This window comes from Rhodococcoides sp. S146-33 (genome assembly GCF_059489205.1).
This window is the reverse complement of record NZ_JCAJWY010000001.1, coordinates 667307-682270: the sequence shown is the minus strand read 5'-3', so window position 1 is coordinate 682270 and position 14964 is coordinate 667307. Positions and strand designations below refer to the sequence as shown.

Sequence of the window (14964 nt, the reverse complement as noted above, 5' to 3'; positions counted from 1 at the left end):
TAGACACCGCTACGGAGTGCAGAGTCGCCGCACAGCCGCCTCGATTTTCGACGCCCGACGCTGAATTTCGGCGTCGTCGGCCGACTCGGCGGATGTACTCGGCGTGGTCATCCAGGCCGAGGTGATGCCGAACATCATGGTGATCAGATCGTCGACGGTGAAGGCGTCGGAGATCAGGCCGTTCCGTTGGGCTTCGGCCATGGCATTGCGTCGCTCTCCGATGACCGAGTGGATGTCGTCGGTGCCCGATGCTGCCATGCCGCCCTGGAGTTGGGTCCACAGAAGTAGGCGGTGTTCCTCGGGATGCGCTGCGAGATGAAGGTATTCGCGCGCTGCATAGCCGCCGAGGTCGTCGACCGCGAAGGGTACTTCCTCGATGAACCGGGCAAACCCGTCCTCGACCACAGCGCGGAACAGTGCCTCTTTGTCGCCGAAGTACGCGTACAGGCGCTCCTTGCTGGCCTTGGCCGCTACCGCAATGCGATCGACCCTCGCCCCGGCCAGTCCGTGCACAGAGAACTCGTCACGGGCGGCGACGACGATGCGGGCGCGGGTCGCGCTGGCGTCAGGTTTCATGGCGGCCACCCTACCGCCAACCAACTAGTTCGTTTGACACTCGGCGCCGAGTGGCCTACCTTTCTGCTCGGGACATTTTTCGTGCCCAGAATCAACGAGTACGAGTGGGGTAGAAACATGTCGCAGCACTCCGAGCGCGAAGCGCCGGATCTGAATCCGAACTACGAGCGCCGATGGCTGGTGCTGTGCATCGTCGCCATCACGCAGCTCACCATCGTGCTGGACGGCACCATCGTCAACATCGCGTTGCCGCAGGCGCAGCTGGACCTGGGCATCAGCGACACCAGTCGGACCTGGGTCATCACGGCCTACGCGCTGGCATTCGGTGCCCTGCTATTGCTCGGTGGTCGTATTGCCGACTACTGGGGACGCAAGCGTTCGTTCATCGTGGGCATGGCCGGCTTCGCCGTCGCCTCCGCTATCGGCGGGCTCGCCCAAGAAGGCTGGCAGTTGTTCATCGCGCGCGCCGGCCAGGGTGTGTTCGCTGCGCTGCTCGCCCCGGCAGCACTGGCCATCCTGACGGTCACCTTCACCGACACCAAGGAGCGCGCCAAAGCGTTCGGTGTGTTCGGCGCAATCGCCGGTGGCGGCGCAGCCGTCGGCCTGCTTCTCGGTGGCGTGCTCACCGAGTACGCGAACTGGCGCTGGTGCCTGCTGGTCAACATCCCTGTCGCAGTGATCGCCATCGCCGCAGCGGTCCCGCTGGTGAAGGAGAGCAAGGCACACGGAGACACCCGCTACGACCTGCCCGGCGCAATCCTCGTCGCTCTCGGTCTGGCCTCGCTGGTCTACGGCTTCACCGAAGCCGAGGACGGCTGGGCGACGGTACCCACCATCTCGTTCATCGCGCTCGGCCTGGCCCTGCTGGCGGCATTCGTCTTGGTCGAATCCAAGTCCGACAACCCGTTGCTGCCGTTGAGCGTGCTGCTCGACCGCGACCGCGGAGCCGCCTACATCGGCTCGGCCGTCATCGGTGCTGCCCTACTCGGTGGCACGTTGTACCTCACGTTCTACTTCCAGATCGTGCTCGAGATGAGCCCGGTGATCGCCGGCGTCGCGTCGCTGCCGATGACCGGCGGAATCCTGATCACGGCTGCGCTCGCGTCTGCACTCGTGCCGAAGATCGGACCCAAGCCGCTGATGGCCGTCGGCCCGATCGTCTCTGCGATCGGCCTGCTCCTGCTGACTCAGATCGGCGTCGACACCTCGTACTTCACGCACGTGCTGCCGGGAGTCGTGCTGCTCGGCCTCGGTCTCGGCCTGCTGATGGTCCCGATGCAGAACGTCGCGCTCATCGGCGTTCCGGACCACGACGCGGGTGCCGCATCGGCACTGATCAACGCCACCCTGCAGGTGGGCGGCGCACTCGGTGCCGCGGTGTTCACCACCGTCTACACCTCGTCGAAGACCTCGTACCTGGCCGAGAATCCCGCGCCCACTCCGCCCGCCGGAGTTCCCGCGGAAGCTCTCGCCGGCCAGGAAGTGCCCAGCGACGAGATGCTCGCCGCGCTGCCGGAGCCGATCCGCAACTTCGTACTCGCGACCATCGACCACGCGTTCTCGGCCGAGGTCTCCGGCTACGCCTGGGCGTTCGGCACCGCGGCAATTCTCGTCGCGCTGGTCAGCCCGGTCGTGCTGCTGCTGGTCCGCGCGAAGAAGGACGACCTGCCCGTCGGCGACACCCCGGTTCACATCGGATAACGCCGGTAGGACACAACCCCGCTGCTCACCCGTCGAGCAGCGGGGTTTTCGTTATTCGAAAGTGTGTTTTCAGTCCGGATCGATCGCGTCGGCCTGCGCGGTGAGCAGCATGTGCAGCAATTCCGGAGGCAGAGCCATCGGGGGCATCGCACCGAGGGTGATGGAGTTGTCGGAATCTCCGTTCAATTCCTCGACCTCGTCGTGCAGACTCTCCATCTTCTCGTCGAGTGTGTTGGCCGTTTCGGCGGCCTCGGTCAGTTCCGCCAACAGGTTGGGCGGTATCTGCCCGCGATACTTGTAGAAGATCTTGTGCTCGAGGCTCGCCCAGAAGTCCATGGCAATCGTGCGGATCTGGAGTTCGACCTGTACCGGTTGGACGCGGTCGGACATGAAGACCGGGATCTCGACGATGAGGTGCAAACTCTTGTAGCCGTTGGCTTTCGGGTTCGCGATGTAGTCCTTGACCTCGACGACCCGAATGTCGCTCTGACTGCTGAGCATGTCCGCGATGCGGTACGTGTCGGAGATGAAGCTGCAGGTGATGCGTACACCGGCGATGTCGAAGATATTCGCGCGAATGGCGTCGAACGTCAGGGGGCAGTTCTTTCGCTGCGCCTTGTCGAGGATGCTCTCGGGTGTCTTGAGCCGCGACGAGACATGCTCGATGGGGCTGTAGCGGTGGATGTGGGTGAATTCTTGCTTCAGGATGTTGATCTTGGTGATCAGCTCGTCGATCCCGAACTTGTAGCTCATCATGAAGCGTGTGAAATCGTGCCTCAGCCGCACCAGGTCGACGACGGTTTCACTGTTGCTCATGCTCTCGATTGTCCACGATCGACGGTCGTGACCGCGCGGCGCGGGAATCGAAGCTGGCATCGCTGCACGTCGGACCGAGTTCCGGGGTGAAACGCACGAGACCACAGCTCTCGCATTGATGGGTTCGGTGATGGCCTCGGTCGCACGAGCAGGCACGTGAACCCACCAACACCGAGCCGGGGACGAGCGGATGGCCATTGGTGCAGTGGGTAGGCGCTCGTTCGGCCCATCGATCGCCGACGCGATAGAGCGAGCCGGCAACCGGGTCGGATTCACGCTCGCCGGATGCCATCGCGCGCAACCGCCTTCGAGAATATCTACCGCCCGATATGGACCGCCCGAAGTGGCTCGGCTGGCTGCGTCGCCAACTCCGGGGGCCTGCTCATGTTAGCAGCTATCGAACGTATGTTCTAACGCCTGGCTAAAACCACGTCTTGCGGCCACCGACTGCGCGCCCCATCGAACCGAGCAACGTCAGAACCGCGCCGACGACCACCAAAATGATCCCGATCGTCGTCAAAATTGAAATGCCGGCGAAATAGCCGATGAGGGCGAGGATGATTCCGAGAACGATCATGACTACTCCTGGTGCCACTGTGAGCCCACTACCGACGAATGTCGATGGGACCGAACCTACTCGGGCACGTGGAGGATTGCTCACAATTGTCGCTATTTTTCGGCATCCACTTTCGCCGCGAGGAATGCCTCCGGGTCGATCAGATCCGCTTGCCCGACGATCGATCCCAGATCCGCGATGCGCTCGATGCCGGTGAGCACCATTTCCTCTTCGACGGTGCCCTCGGCGTATCCGTAGTAGCAGGTCGACGTCGTGTGGTTGTGGTCCTTGTCGATGCGGTTGGCGCGGCCCTCGATCTGCCTGATGTCGATGGGTGTCCACCGAGGATCGTGAATCAGAGTCACGCGCGGGGCGAGAGTGGACACTGTCCCTTCGGGAAGCAGTAACTCGTTGGTGTGCAGGTTGATTGCGCTGGTGGTGGTCGAGACGATGACCGACGCGTCGCCAGTCTGGAAGCGCCTGATCGACGCCTCCTGCTCCGGGCTGCTCATACTGCCGTCGACCACGGCAACGTCGAGTCCCTCGTCCCGCAGAGTCTGCGCCAGCGCGGAGACGGACTCGCGGTAGAACATGGAGACGAACACCTGGTTGCCGGCCTTGACCCACGTCCGCACCTGGTCCGCCGACGCGGGAATGCGCAGGTACGAGCACTTCTGGCGAAATCGCAGCGTCGCAGCGCGCGTACTGGGGTTCTTCTGCAGCACTCGCCTTCCTCCGACGGCCTTCCAGTTCGGCAGGCCTACCTCCTTGCGGTAGTCCACCCACGCGGAGTTGTACAGCCGCTTCTGCGCGGCGGTGAGTTCCTGGCCGAGAGGTTCCCGCGGGGTCGGTGGAGACGGCCTCGAAATCGACCACGGCACGGCACCTCCCGACAACCAACCGTGCACCGACGCGATGTCGCGGGCCCGTTTCGACGCGTCCTCCGGCTCCCACCGCCACGTGGTCAACCCCGTCGTCGCCTTGCCTGCCTTGACGGCGAACCCGGACTCGATCAAAAACTCCGCCCACTTCATCGTCACCGCGTAGCCGAGATATTCGTCGTCCCCCAGAATCTCGACCCCGCGGCTGCGCTCGACTGCGCGAGCCATGTACGCAAAGTGCAACGGCTGATAGCCGGGCGTCGCAGACATCCACACCACCGAGCGGGCCGCCTCCTGATACCGCCAGAGGATCTGCGACTGCTGGGACTCGATGTTCATCAGTGCGTGCGATTCGTCGGCAATCACCACATCCATATCGAATCGCAGCTCACCGAGCGAGATGGTTCGTTTGTTCTGTGTCCGTTTGCGTTTGCCCAGATCGGTCTCGGGAGGAACAGACAGCAGCTTCTTCGTCGACTGATACGTGATCAGCAGCCAGCGCTTGCGATCGGACGGCGCGATGTCGGCCTCGCTGTCGGCAATGGTGCGACGCCACCCCGGCAGCGCACCCTTCGGTGCCACCACCAGAACGGTCCCGATCTCGGCGGCCGACATCTGCCGGACTGCCTCGCACACAGCCAGCGTCTTGCCCAGGCCCGTCGAATCCATCTGCGCGAAGTACGGGAATCCCGCGTCGAGCGCAGCGAGGTGTCGTCGTACCGATTCGAGTTGAGTGTCTCTGGGCTGCATCGCCCGCTCCCGAACCGTCTCGTCACGCCAGACATCGTTGGCGTCGTCCTCGAGCCACCGTTGCAGGCTGTACGGCGTCGACTCGTAGGGCTGCAGATACTCGGGCAACTCGACGCCGTAGTACGCGAACACCCGAGGACCGGGATACCAGCGCGCCCCGGCCGCGCCCGCCGCCGATCGATCCTCGAACGGCACGTCCAGTACCCAGACACGCTCGCCGGGATCGGGAACCCGGAGGTCCGGTGCGGCAGCCTTCCGTGGCGAGGTCTTGCGCGGCGCTGCCCGCTTGCGTGGTGCGTTCTTCTTCGGGGCAGCCTTCGTCGTTGCAGGCTCACCGTTCTTCGTGGCTGCGAACTTTCGCGCAGCACTGCTCTGCCCGGCCTTGACGGTGCGGGCAGTGGTGGATCGGGCTGTGCGTCTACGAGGTGGCATCGGATCCAGTCTGTCGTACGGTGTGCACGAACACCGTAAAGGAGCCCTGTGACATACCCGAACCACCCGCGCGCCGTCGTTCTCGTCCACGATCAGGATCCAATCCTTGCGCGACGCGACATCGGCACTCTCGATGCCGAATTGCGCACCAGGGGTTTCCAGTTGGACGTGCACTCCTTCGACCACAGCCCCGATGTCGCTCCGCCGACGCTGTCCGACGCGCAGGTGCTGGTGGTCATGGGCTCGCCCGATGCTGCCTACGACGACACGCTGACGTGGCTCGCTCCGGAGATTGCCTACGTGCAGGACGCGATCGATGCGCAGGTCCCGATTCTGGGTGTGTGCTTCGGCGGGCAGCTGCTTGCGCGGGTACTCGGCGGCACCGTCCGCAAGTCCGAACACCCCGAGTACGGATTCGTCGAGGTGGACACCTCCGATCCCGAGCTCATCGCCGAGGGCCCGTGGATGGAATTCCACGGCGACACGTTCACTGCTCCCCCGCAGGCCACGGTCATCGCCCGCAACGCGGCCGCGCAACAGGCATTCGTCTGTGGCCCGCACCTCGGGTTGCAATTCCATCCCGAGATCGACCTCGATACTTACGACGCATGGGCGGCTGCGTGGGACCGCGATGGCGTCGAACACGGGGTGGACGTGGACGAGATCAGGAGGGATATCGCCGACGCGGAACTCGCAGCTCGGGCGCGGTGCTCGGCCCTGCTGGACGCCTTTCTCGCCCGATCCTCGGCGGTGCCCCGGTAGGGTCGAACGATGACCGAGGCCAGGCCCAGCAACTTCAGTGATCACCAACTCGGCATCTACGCCGCCGGGATGTTCGCCCAGCAGACGCCGCCGATCACGACCAATCTGGCGAGGCTCGAGGATCAGGCCGCCGAGAAGCTCTCGCCGGAGGCCTTGGGTTACATCGTTGCCAGCGCGGGCAGCGGATCGACGGCGCGGGCGAACCGGGCGGCGTTCGACAAGTGGGCCATCACGCCGCGAATGCTGCGCAGCTCGGCGGCTCGTGATCACGCCTGCACCGTGCTGGGTACCGAGATGCCGGCTCCCCTGCTGATCGCGCCCGTCGGCATCCAGACTCTCGCCCATCCCGACGGGGAGCTCGCGACCGTTCGCGCGGCTGCGGAACTCGGTGTGCCGTACATTCATTCGACGCAGGCCTCGCATTCGTTCGAGCAGATCGCCGAGGCAGGCGGAGATGCTCCGCGCTGGTTTCAGTTGTACTGGCCGACCGACGAATCGGTGCTGCTGAGCTTTCTGCAACGCGCAAAGGACACCGGTTTCACCACGTTGGTGCTGACTCTCGACACCACGTTGCTGGGCTGGCGGCCCGCCGATCTCGATCGCGGGTACCTTCCGTTCCTGGCCAACCTCGGTATCGAGAACTATCTGAGCGATCCGGCGTTCCAGGCCGGACTCGCGCAGCCGGTCGAGGAGAATCCCGTTGCGGCCGCTATGCATTGGGCGCAGATGTTCCCCAACCCGGGGCTGTCGTGGAAGAACCTGGCGTTCCTGCGGGAGCACTGGGACGGCCCGATCGTGCTCAAAGGCATCTGCACCGTCGGCGATGCGCGAGAGGCCGTCGCTCACGGAGTCGACGGCATCGTCGTCTCCAACCACGGTGGACGTCAGATCGACGGGGCCAAGCCATCTCTCGACGCGCTGCCGTCCATCGTCGATGCGGTCGGAGACGATCTGACGATTCTGTTCGACTCCGGTGTGCGCACCGGTGCCGACATGGCCAAGGCGCTGGCGCTCGGTGCCGATGCGGTGTTGCTCGGCCGGCCGTTCCTGTACGGCCTCGCGCTTGGCGGGCAGGAGGGTGTGGCACACGTATTACGTTGCCTACTCGCGGAATTCGATCTGGTGACGAGTTTGTCGGGGCACACCGGTGCCGCCGAATTGGGCCGCTACTCGATCGAGGCGTCCTGATGGAGTGGACGAAGCACGCCATCTGGTGGCACCTGTACCCACTCGGCTTCACCGGCGCTCCGGTACACGGCTGGGACGGTGAATCCCAGTCGGACCTGCACCGGCTGAACAGAATCGAGAAGTGGCTCGACTACGCCCTCGAACTCGGCGCGTCGGGTATCGCCCTCGGGCCGATCTTCGAGTCCGAGAAGCACGGCTACGACACTGTCGACTACTACCATGTCGACGGCAGGCTCGGCACCGACGAGGACATCGACTCCTTGATCGCGGCCGCACACTCTCGCGGCCTGAAGGTCATGTTCGACGGCGTCTTCAACCATGTGGCACAGAGCTTCCCGAAGTTCCGTGAGGCCCTGGCCGAGGGCCCTGACTCCGAGGCTGCCGGGTGGTTCCACATCGATTGGTCCGGCGACGAGCCGACGCATCGCAACTTCGAGGGCCACGACGAACTGGTGGCGCTCAACCACGAGAGCCCGCACGTGCAGCAGTACGTCGTGGACGTGCTCTCGCATTGGCTGGACCGCGGCGTCGACGCCTGGCGACTCGACGCAGCCTACGCGGTACCGCCACGCTTTTGGGCCGCGGTGCTGCCGAAGGTCCGTGAGAAGCATTTGGACGCATACTTTCTCGGCGAAGTCATCCACGGTGACTACGACCGGATCGTCTCGGCGTCCACACTGGACTCGGTCACCCAGTACGAACTGTGGAAGGCGATCTGGAGCGGTCTGAGCGAGAAGAACTTCTTCGAGCTCTCCCATGCGCTGGAGCGCCACAACGGCTGGCTCGATGCCTTCGTACCCGCCACCTTCGTCGGAAATCATGACGTCAATCGCATCGCCAGCGTCATCGAGGACGAGCGACATCTGCTGCACGCATTGGTGGTTCTGTTCACGGTGGGCGGGATGCCGATGATCTACTACGGCGACGAGCAGGCCTTCCGCGGCATCAAGGAGGATCGCGTCGGCGGTGACGACGAGGTGCGTCCCGAATACCCGGAGACGTCCGAGGATCTGGCTCCGTACGGTTGGCCGGTCTATCGCGTGCATCAGGAGCTGATCGCAGTACGGCGTCGCAATCCGTGGTTGTACTCTGCGCGCACCGAGACGCTCGAGCTCACCAACACCGCACTGCTCTACCGCGTGTACGCGGACGAGCATTCGATGACTGTGGCGCTCAACCTCGGTGACGATGCCATCGATTACCCGGCTCAGGGCAGTGAAGTATTGGCCGGTGAGGCGAACCTGAACGACGGACGGGTGAGCGTTCCGCCCCACGGCTGGGCCGTCATCGTCTGACGGCCCGTGGCCGCCTCGGCGTGCCGGTGGACGCGATCGGCCATGGCGGCACCGTGACTTGTGATCGATATATTCGGGTATCTAGCGCACGACCTAGAGATCCCTATCGGCCACAATGCAGCGAGCTGCCGGGGCCGGTGGGTACAGTCGAACGCGACACGGGGTGCCCGACAGGGCTGAGATCACACCCGTCGAACCTGATCTGGTTAGGACCAGCGAAGGGAATGTCGACGTTTCGGTATTTCCTGTCCCTCGCGACGGTCCCGACCTCCGACGAGAGGCGAGGCGCATGAAAATCAACGAGCAGACAGTGTTGGTCACCGGGGGTGGGCGCGGACTCGGAGCAGCGATTGCCGGGGCGTTCGCCGGTCAGGGTGCACGTGTGGTGATCGACTACCGCAACAGCAAAGAAGCCGCCGAAGCGCTGGCGGACAAGCTCGGCGACCGTGCATTCGCTGTCCAGGGCGACGTGACCGACGAGAGCGCGGTGACCACGGTGTTCGACTCGGCCCGTGCGCATTTCGGCACCCCGATCACCACTGTTGTCAACAACGCACTGGCCGACTTCTCCTTCGACGGAGATGCGCGGCCCAAGGCCGACACCATCACCTGGGACCGCTTCGACGCTCAGCTGCGCGGCAGTGTCCGTGCCGCGCTGCTCACCACCCAGGCCGCACTGCCGGGGATGCGCGAGGCTGGATTCGGTCGAATCATCAACGTGGGCACCAACTTATTCCAGAATCCGGTGGTGCCGTACCACGACTACACCGCGTCCAAGGCGGCTCTGCTCTCGCTGACCCGAACGCTGTCGGCGGACCTGGGCGCAGACAACATCACCGTCAACATGGTCTCGGGCGGCCTACTGCGGACCACCGACGCCAGTGCCGCCACCCCGGCCGAGGTGTTCGATTTCATCGCGGCCTCGACCCCGCTGCAACGCGTCACCACCCCCGAGGAATTCGCCGACGCCCTGCTGTTCTTCGCCTCGCCCTGGGCGCGGTCGGTGACCGGTCAAAATCTGGTGGTCGACGGCGGCCTGGTGAAGAACTGAGATGCACCTCAACGCATTTCTGTACGGCTGCGGGCACCACAGCGCCGCGTGGCGGCACCCCGATTCTCGTGTCGAAGATCTCGGCGACATCGCGTTTTACGAGGAACTCGCGCAACTCGCCGAGCGGGGAAAATTCGACGCGGTGTTCTTCGCCGACGGACATTCGGTTCGGGACCCGGCGGGAGCCGGAACCTGGTTTCTCGAGCCGATCACCGCGCTGTCGGCCATGGCCCGAGCGACCACCCATATCGGGCTCGTCACCACGGTGTCGTCGACGTTCTACACACCGTTCCACGCCGCGCGCATGCTGGCGTCGCTCGATCACATCAGCGGCGGCCGGGCGGGCTGGAACGTCGTCACCTCCATGTTCGACGCCGAGGCGCGCAATCACGGGATGGACGCCATCCCGGCTCGTGAGGAGCGATATGCCCGCGCCGAGGAGTTCGTCGATACGGCACTGGCGCTGTGGGATTCGTGGGACGCCGATGCGTTGACACTCGATCGCGCCGGAGCGTACGCCGACCCGGCCAAGGTGCATGCCATCGATCACGACGGCAAACATTTTCGGGTCGACGGCCCGTTGACGGTGCCGCGGTCGCCGCAGGGCAGGCCGGTGCTGTTCCAAGCGGGGGCGTCGGGGCCGGGTCGTGATCTCGCTGCGAAGTACGCCGAGGCGATCTATGCCGTTGCCTACGATCTCGTTGCAGCGCAGAGCTATTACGAGAACGTGAAGTCGCGCATCACCCACGCGGGCCGCGACAGTGCGGCAGTGGGCATCATGCCTGGTTTGGTGACGTACATCGGATCGACGACGGACGAGGCCCGACGCAAGAAGGCCGAGCTGGATCAGCTACTACCTACCGAGCAGTCACTGGCGATGCTGGCGACGTTCACCGGGCAGGATTGTGTTGCTTGGGAACTGGATGAGCCGGTGCCGCCGCTCCCGCCGGCGGCAGAGTTCGCCGGACCGCAGGGCCGCTACGAGACGATTCTGCGCATCGTCGAGAAGGACGCTCCCACCGTGCGTGAGTTGCTCGGCACGCTGGCTGCCGGCGGCGGGCACGCCACGATGATCGGCACGCCGGAGTCCATCGCCGACGAGATGGAATCGTGGATCGGTCGCGGTGCCGACGGATTCAACCTGATGTGCCCGCGCTACCCGGATTCATTGGCCGACTTCGTCGAGCACGTGGTCCCGATTCTGCAGCAGCGTGGCCTGTTCCGGGCCGAATACACGTCGTCGACGCTGCGAGGCCATCTGTCCGGATGACCCGGTACGGGTTCAATCCAACGTGTCGATGAACTCTCGCGTCAATCGTGCAATGTCGTCGGCGTGCGAGATCGGCGACCAATGCCCCGCCGGAATATCGTTGCGGGTGAGGTTCTTCACCCATTTGCCGGTGTCGTCGTAGTGGTACGGACGCACTGCGACGTCCTGGGTGTTGACGATGAGCTGAACGGGAATGTCGATGTATCGATCTCGCGGATTGGTCAGCAGCGGAATGATGTTGGCGCGGTACAGCTTGGTTCCGTTGGTGGCATCCGACCACAGGGTGGGGTTCTGCGTGACGAGCGCCGGGTCGACTCCCGAGAACTCCTCGAGGAATGCCGGCCAGCCCTTGGCGAACTGCCGTTTGATTCGCAGGTTGGCAAGGATCGGGACATGGAAGGTTGCGGTGTACCAGGACGCGCGTACCTGGGCGAGCACCTGTTTGATGCCGGTGAGAGTGGGTTTGCGCAATCGCGACTGCGACCACTTTCCGAGATGGTCGAGGTTGGGTCCCGAAACGGAAGTGTAGGAACGGATTCGATCCCTCGCCTGCGGTTGGGCCGCGGCCTCCCATACCTCGACGGCACCCCAGTCGTGTGCGAGCACGTGCACCGGGGCATCGGGGCTGACCGCATCTGCCACGGCGTAGAAGTCCGACGCCAGGCGCGCCAACTTGTAGGCCGACTGCTCGGTGGGCACTGTGCTCTCGCCTGCTCCGCGCGAGTCGTAGCTGATCACCCGGAAGCGATCCTCGAGCTGGGGCACGATGTGGCTCCACAGTTCGTGAGTATCCGGCCAGCCGTGTACGAGGACGATGGGATCGCCGTCGGGATTGCCGCTCTCGAACACCGCCAACCGAAGTCCCTCGTTGACGACTGTCGTACGAACTGCGTTGCTGTTCAACAGTGTTCCGTTCTATAGATCGAGTACGAGGCGCGCGCTTCGGGCACGTGACACGCAGATGAGCATGTGATCGCGTTGCTCCTCCGGGGTCAATCGCGACTCCAGGTGTTCGGGCTCGCCGGAAAGCACCCGGACCTTGCAGGTACCGCAGAAGCCCTGCTGGCACGAGTACGCGATATTGGGCTTCTGTTCCTTGACTGCGGTCAATACGGAAGCGTCGGCGGCCACCTCGAGCACAGCTCCGCTGCTGATCAACTGCACCTGGAACGGTTGGCCGTCGAGAATCGGTGGCGGGCCGAAGCGCTCGAAATGCAGTGCCGTGGAGGGGCACTCACGGAAGTCGCGGCGGACGGCGTCGAGCATGGGGGTAGGTCCGCAACAATAGACGGCACCGCCGGCCGGGGCACGCTCGAGCAGCTCGCCCTCACCGGGGTAGCCGTGCACGTCATCGGTCCGGATGAACACGCGGTCCGACTCCCAGCTTTCGATCTCCTCGAGAAAGGGCATCGTGTCGCGGGAGCGACCGCAGTAGACGAACTGCCAGTCCATCCCGAGAATCCGTGCCGCGCGGACCATCGCGATGATCGGGGTGATACCGATGCCGCCCGCGATGAACAGGGCACTGCCCTCGGCGACGAAGGGGAAGCCGTTGCGGGGACCGCGAACGATGACCTCGGTGCCGGGCTCGAGTGCATGCATCTCGATGGAACCACCTGCGCCGGTGGGAATTCGGCGCACTGCGATGCGGTAGCAACTGCGATCGGACGGATCACCGCACAGCGAGTACTGCCGACGGCGACCCGACGGCAGGTGCAGATCGAGGTGGCAGCCAGGATGCCAGGCCGGCAATTGCTCCCCCGTCGGCGACGCGAGGGTCAAGGCAGCGACATCGTTGTCCTCGGCGACTATCTCGCGGTCCACGACCACCAGCCGCAGCGCGGAATCAGGATTGTGGCCGGCTACTGCGTCGTCGTACTCCTTGCCCGCCGTCGCATGCATGTAGCCGTTGAGGAATGTACCGAGCATCTGCATCGAGCGATCGGGTCGGGACCGTCCGCGCAGATCCGGCGGCGGATCGTTGGGTAGCAACCGCGGAACGCGGCGCGTCGAGAGTTTCACCGCGCGGCAGCCTGTGCGGCCGGGGAGGATGCCAGGTAGCGCACGGCCTGAGCCGTGGAGCCTTCCTGGCTCGGGTGGTACGACTTCTTGAGGTAGCGCGACATGCTGCGGCCGACGTGCGTCAGCGCGGGCAGGGTGCCGCGTTTGACCGACTTTCTCCACAGTGCGGAGCGCGGCTTCCGTACGGACTTCGGGGCGCTCTGCAACTCGGGGTCGTTCTTCATCAAGAAGATGATCCCGCGCTGCCAGATGTACGCCATCAACGGCACGACCACGACGAATGTGCGCAGGCGACGTACCTCGCGCTTGTCGAAGTAGCGAAGGGTGTCGTACGCGACCGAGCGATGCTCCACCTCTTCGGCACCGTGCCAGCGCAGCAGGTCGAGCATCGTGGGGTGGATGCCCGCGCGGTCGAGGCCGTCGGCGTTGAGCACCCAGTCGCCGAGGAATGCCGTGACGTGTTCGATGGCGGCGATCAGAGCCAGTCGCTCGACGAGGTTGTTCTTGGAGCGCAGGCTGGTGACCGAGTCGGCTCCGAGCACCTTGCCGAAGGTCCAGTCCATCTGGTCGGTGAACGGCTTGGGGTCGAGTCCGTTGGCCTCGAGATGTACGAGGACGCCGGTGTGGGCCTCGGCGTGGACGGCTTCCTGGCCGATGAAGCCGATGACGTCGTCGCGCAGCTTCTCGTCGTCGATGTAGGGCAGAGCTTCTTTGAACGTATCGACGAACCAGTGCTCACCGGCGGGAAGTATCAGGTGCAGCACGTTGAGAACGTGTGTGGTGTACGGATCGCCCGGCACCCAGTGCATCGGCAGATCGCTCCAGTCGAACTTGACGTTCCTGGCCTGAAGCATCACTTCGCCCGGATCCGATGCGACGGCAGTGCGCTTGTTCATCGAGCCGACCTCCTCCACGTCCGCGATGTGGCCGATGCCACAGTGCGAGACTTAGTATAAACACCGGTTACAGGTAAAAGGAACCATGTCTGTACCGAGTGAGAGACTCCTGTGATGACCGACCCCTCCCCAGCGGCTGTTCCCCCGAACAGCGTCCCCATTGTCTGGCCCACCGAATGGCCCGCCGACGTGCGAAAAATCGCCGACGCCACCGTCGAGGCCCTCGCCGCGGTTGCGACGAAAGATCCGGTGGCATTCGAAGACGCCGTCGACATGCTGGACCGCTCGGACCCGGCCAGGGCCGGGCGCGTGCATGCAGAAATGGTACGGAGTTTGCTCGAAGAGGTATATAGCGACGGTTTGACCGGCGAGAACGTCCAAGAAGTACTTGCTCGAACAGTCAAGGGCGCGGGATGGTTGCCGAACCTGGACATCGCCGGGTTCGTCGAGGTGCTCACCGGAGCGTTGGGTGTCACCGATGTCGACGAACCGTCGCGCTCGAGGCCGCGGCCTGCGCACGCGCTGTTGGTGGTGGCGGATCTGCTCGCTGTTCGCAAGGGGAAGGCCGAAACGTACGTGCGCCATGCACTGGCGGAAATTCACCGCGCTCAGACAATCGAGATGCCCTAGCGAGATCTTCGACTGTATTGCTCGAGTGCTAGACAGGCGAAGAAAGCGCTACCGACGCGAGGCGCGTGTCGAGATCGCCTTTGTGCAGGCGAGGAGGGCATTTTGGCCAACACAACTGCGAACTCGGCACTGGGTTGG

The 14964-nt window shown here is 64.3% G+C and carries 14 protein-coding genes and 1 riboswitch; of the genes, 7 read left to right on the top strand and 7 right to left on the bottom strand.

The window, feature by feature from the left end; genetic code table 11:
* Positions 1 to 9: 9 nt before the first annotated feature.
* A complete protein-coding gene (locus AC5WEY_RS03240; RefSeq protein ID WP_495644659.1) occupies positions 10 to 576 on the bottom strand; it encodes a TetR family transcriptional regulator in 567 nt (188 codons plus the stop codon).
* Between the two features lie 81 nt (positions 577 to 657).
* On the opposite strand from AC5WEY_RS03240, the gene AC5WEY_RS03235 reads away from it, so the two are divergent.
* A complete protein-coding gene (locus AC5WEY_RS03235; RefSeq protein ID WP_495644658.1) occupies positions 658 to 2277 on the top strand; it encodes an MFS transporter in 1620 nt (539 codons plus the stop codon).
* 69 nt (positions 2278 to 2346) lie between these two features.
* Here the strand turns inward: AC5WEY_RS03235 and AC5WEY_RS03230 are convergent, their stop codons facing one another.
* The 3 genes from AC5WEY_RS03230 to AC5WEY_RS03220 form a co-directional block, all read right to left on the bottom strand.
* Positions 2347 to 3093, bottom strand: coding sequence for a GTP pyrophosphokinase (locus AC5WEY_RS03230; RefSeq protein WP_495644657.1), 747 nt, complete (start codon positions 3091 to 3093; stop codon positions 2347 to 2349).
* Between the two features lie 421 nt (positions 3094 to 3514).
* A complete protein-coding gene (locus tag AC5WEY_RS03225; protein ID WP_094611554.1) occupies positions 3515 to 3670 on the bottom strand; it encodes a DUF6131 family protein in 156 nt (51 codons plus the stop codon).
* A 92-nt stretch (positions 3671 to 3762) separates the two neighbouring features.
* Entirely contained in the window at positions 3763 to 5712 is a 1950-nt protein-coding gene (locus AC5WEY_RS03220; RefSeq protein ID WP_495644656.1) for a helicase-related protein, read from the bottom strand.
* 48 nt (positions 5713 to 5760) lie between these two features.
* Here AC5WEY_RS03220 and AC5WEY_RS03215 point away from each other — a divergent pair, with 48 nt between their 5' ends.
* The 5 genes from AC5WEY_RS03215 (at position 5761) to AC5WEY_RS03195 (ending at position 11278) form a co-directional block, all read left to right on the top strand.
* Complete coding sequence (locus AC5WEY_RS03215) at positions 5761 to 6474, top strand: type 1 glutamine amidotransferase (protein ID WP_495644655.1); 714 nt, start codon at positions 5761 to 5763, stop codon at positions 6472 to 6474.
* Positions 6475 to 6483: 9 nt separating this feature from the next.
* On the top strand, positions 6484 to 7662 hold the full coding sequence (locus AC5WEY_RS03210) for an alpha-hydroxy-acid oxidizing protein (RefSeq protein WP_495644654.1): 1179 nt from the start codon (positions 6484 to 6486) through the stop codon (positions 7660 to 7662).
* Positions 7662 to 8957 (top strand): alpha-amylase family glycosyl hydrolase, encoded by a 1296-nt coding sequence (locus tag AC5WEY_RS03205; RefSeq protein WP_495644653.1) that lies wholly within the window; start codon positions 7662 to 7664, stop codon positions 8955 to 8957. Before AC5WEY_RS03210 ends, AC5WEY_RS03205 begins: the two co-directional genes overlap by 1 nt.
* Before the next feature lie 149 nt (positions 8958 to 9106).
* Positions 9107 to 9199, top strand: a riboswitch (TPP riboswitch).
* 47 nt (positions 9200 to 9246) lie between these two features.
* Positions 9247 to 10008: a 3-oxoacyl-ACP reductase gene (locus AC5WEY_RS03200; RefSeq protein ID WP_495644652.1), complete on the top strand. Its 762-nt coding sequence runs from the start codon at positions 9247 to 9249 to the stop codon at positions 10006 to 10008.
* Position 10009: 1 nt separating this feature from the next.
* On the top strand, positions 10010 to 11278 hold the full coding sequence (locus AC5WEY_RS03195; protein WP_495644651.1) for an LLM class flavin-dependent oxidoreductase: 1269 nt from the start codon (positions 10010 to 10012) through the stop codon (positions 11276 to 11278).
* 12 nt (positions 11279 to 11290) lie between these two features.
* On the opposite strand, the gene AC5WEY_RS03190 is transcribed toward AC5WEY_RS03195, so the two are convergent.
* The 3 genes from AC5WEY_RS03190 to AC5WEY_RS03180 all read right to left on the bottom strand — a co-directional run bounded on the left by AC5WEY_RS03190 (position 11291) and on the right by AC5WEY_RS03180 (position 14196).
* Positions 11291 to 12181 carry an alpha/beta fold hydrolase gene (locus AC5WEY_RS03190; protein WP_495644650.1) on the bottom strand — a complete coding sequence of 297 codons (891 nt, stop codon included), beginning with the start codon at positions 12179 to 12181 and terminating at the stop codon, positions 11291 to 11293.
* Between the two features lie 12 nt (positions 12182 to 12193).
* Positions 12194 to 13213, bottom strand: a complete 1020-nt coding sequence (locus AC5WEY_RS03185) for a PDR/VanB family oxidoreductase (protein ID WP_495645514.1) — start codon at positions 13211 to 13213, stop codon at positions 12194 to 12196.
* Positions 13214 to 13296: 83 nt separating this feature from the next.
* Complete coding sequence (locus AC5WEY_RS03180; protein ID WP_057476913.1) at positions 13297 to 14196, bottom strand: metal-dependent hydrolase; 900 nt, start codon at positions 14194 to 14196, stop codon at positions 13297 to 13299.
* Positions 14197 to 14310: 114 nt separating this feature from the next.
* Here AC5WEY_RS03180 and AC5WEY_RS03175 point away from each other — a divergent pair, with 114 nt between their 5' ends.
* Positions 14311 to 14826 (top strand): hypothetical protein, encoded by a 516-nt coding sequence (locus AC5WEY_RS03175; protein WP_495644649.1) that lies wholly within the window; start codon positions 14311 to 14313, stop codon positions 14824 to 14826.
* Positions 14827 to 14964 lie beyond the last annotated feature (138 nt).

Coding starts and splice junctions, on each gene's coding strand:
- AC5WEY_RS03240 (WP_495644659.1), bottom strand. CDS start 576: ATGAAACCTGACGCCAGCGCGACCCGCGCCCGCATCGTCGTCGCCGCC.
- AC5WEY_RS03230 (WP_495644657.1), bottom strand. CDS start 3,093: ATGAGCAACAGTGAAACCGTCGTCGACCTGGTGCGGCTGAGGCACGAT.
- AC5WEY_RS03225 (WP_094611554.1), bottom strand. CDS start 3,670: ATGATCGTTCTCGGAATCATCCTCGCCCTCATCGGCTATTTCGCCGGC.
- AC5WEY_RS03220 (WP_495644656.1), bottom strand. CDS start 5,712: ATGCCACCTCGTAGACGCACAGCCCGATCCACCACTGCCCGCACCGTC.
- AC5WEY_RS03210 (WP_495644654.1), top strand. CDS start 6,484: ATGACCGAGGCCAGGCCCAGCAACTTCAGTGATCACCAACTCGGCATC.
- AC5WEY_RS03205 (WP_495644653.1), top strand. CDS start 7,662: ATGGAGTGGACGAAGCACGCCATCTGGTGGCACCTGTACCCACTCGGC.
- AC5WEY_RS03200 (WP_495644652.1), top strand. CDS start 9,247: ATGAAAATCAACGAGCAGACAGTGTTGGTCACCGGGGGTGGGCGCGGA.
- AC5WEY_RS03195 (WP_495644651.1), top strand. CDS start 10,010: ATGCACCTCAACGCATTTCTGTACGGCTGCGGGCACCACAGCGCCGCG.
- AC5WEY_RS03185 (WP_495645514.1), bottom strand. CDS start 13,213: ATGCAGATGCTCGGTACATTCCTCAACGGCTACATGCATGCGACGGCG.
- AC5WEY_RS03180 (WP_057476913.1), bottom strand. CDS start 14,196: ATGAACAAGCGCACTGCCGTCGCATCGGATCCGGGCGAAGTGATGCTT.
- AC5WEY_RS03175 (WP_495644649.1), top strand. CDS start 14,311: ATGACCGACCCCTCCCCAGCGGCTGTTCCCCCGAACAGCGTCCCCATT.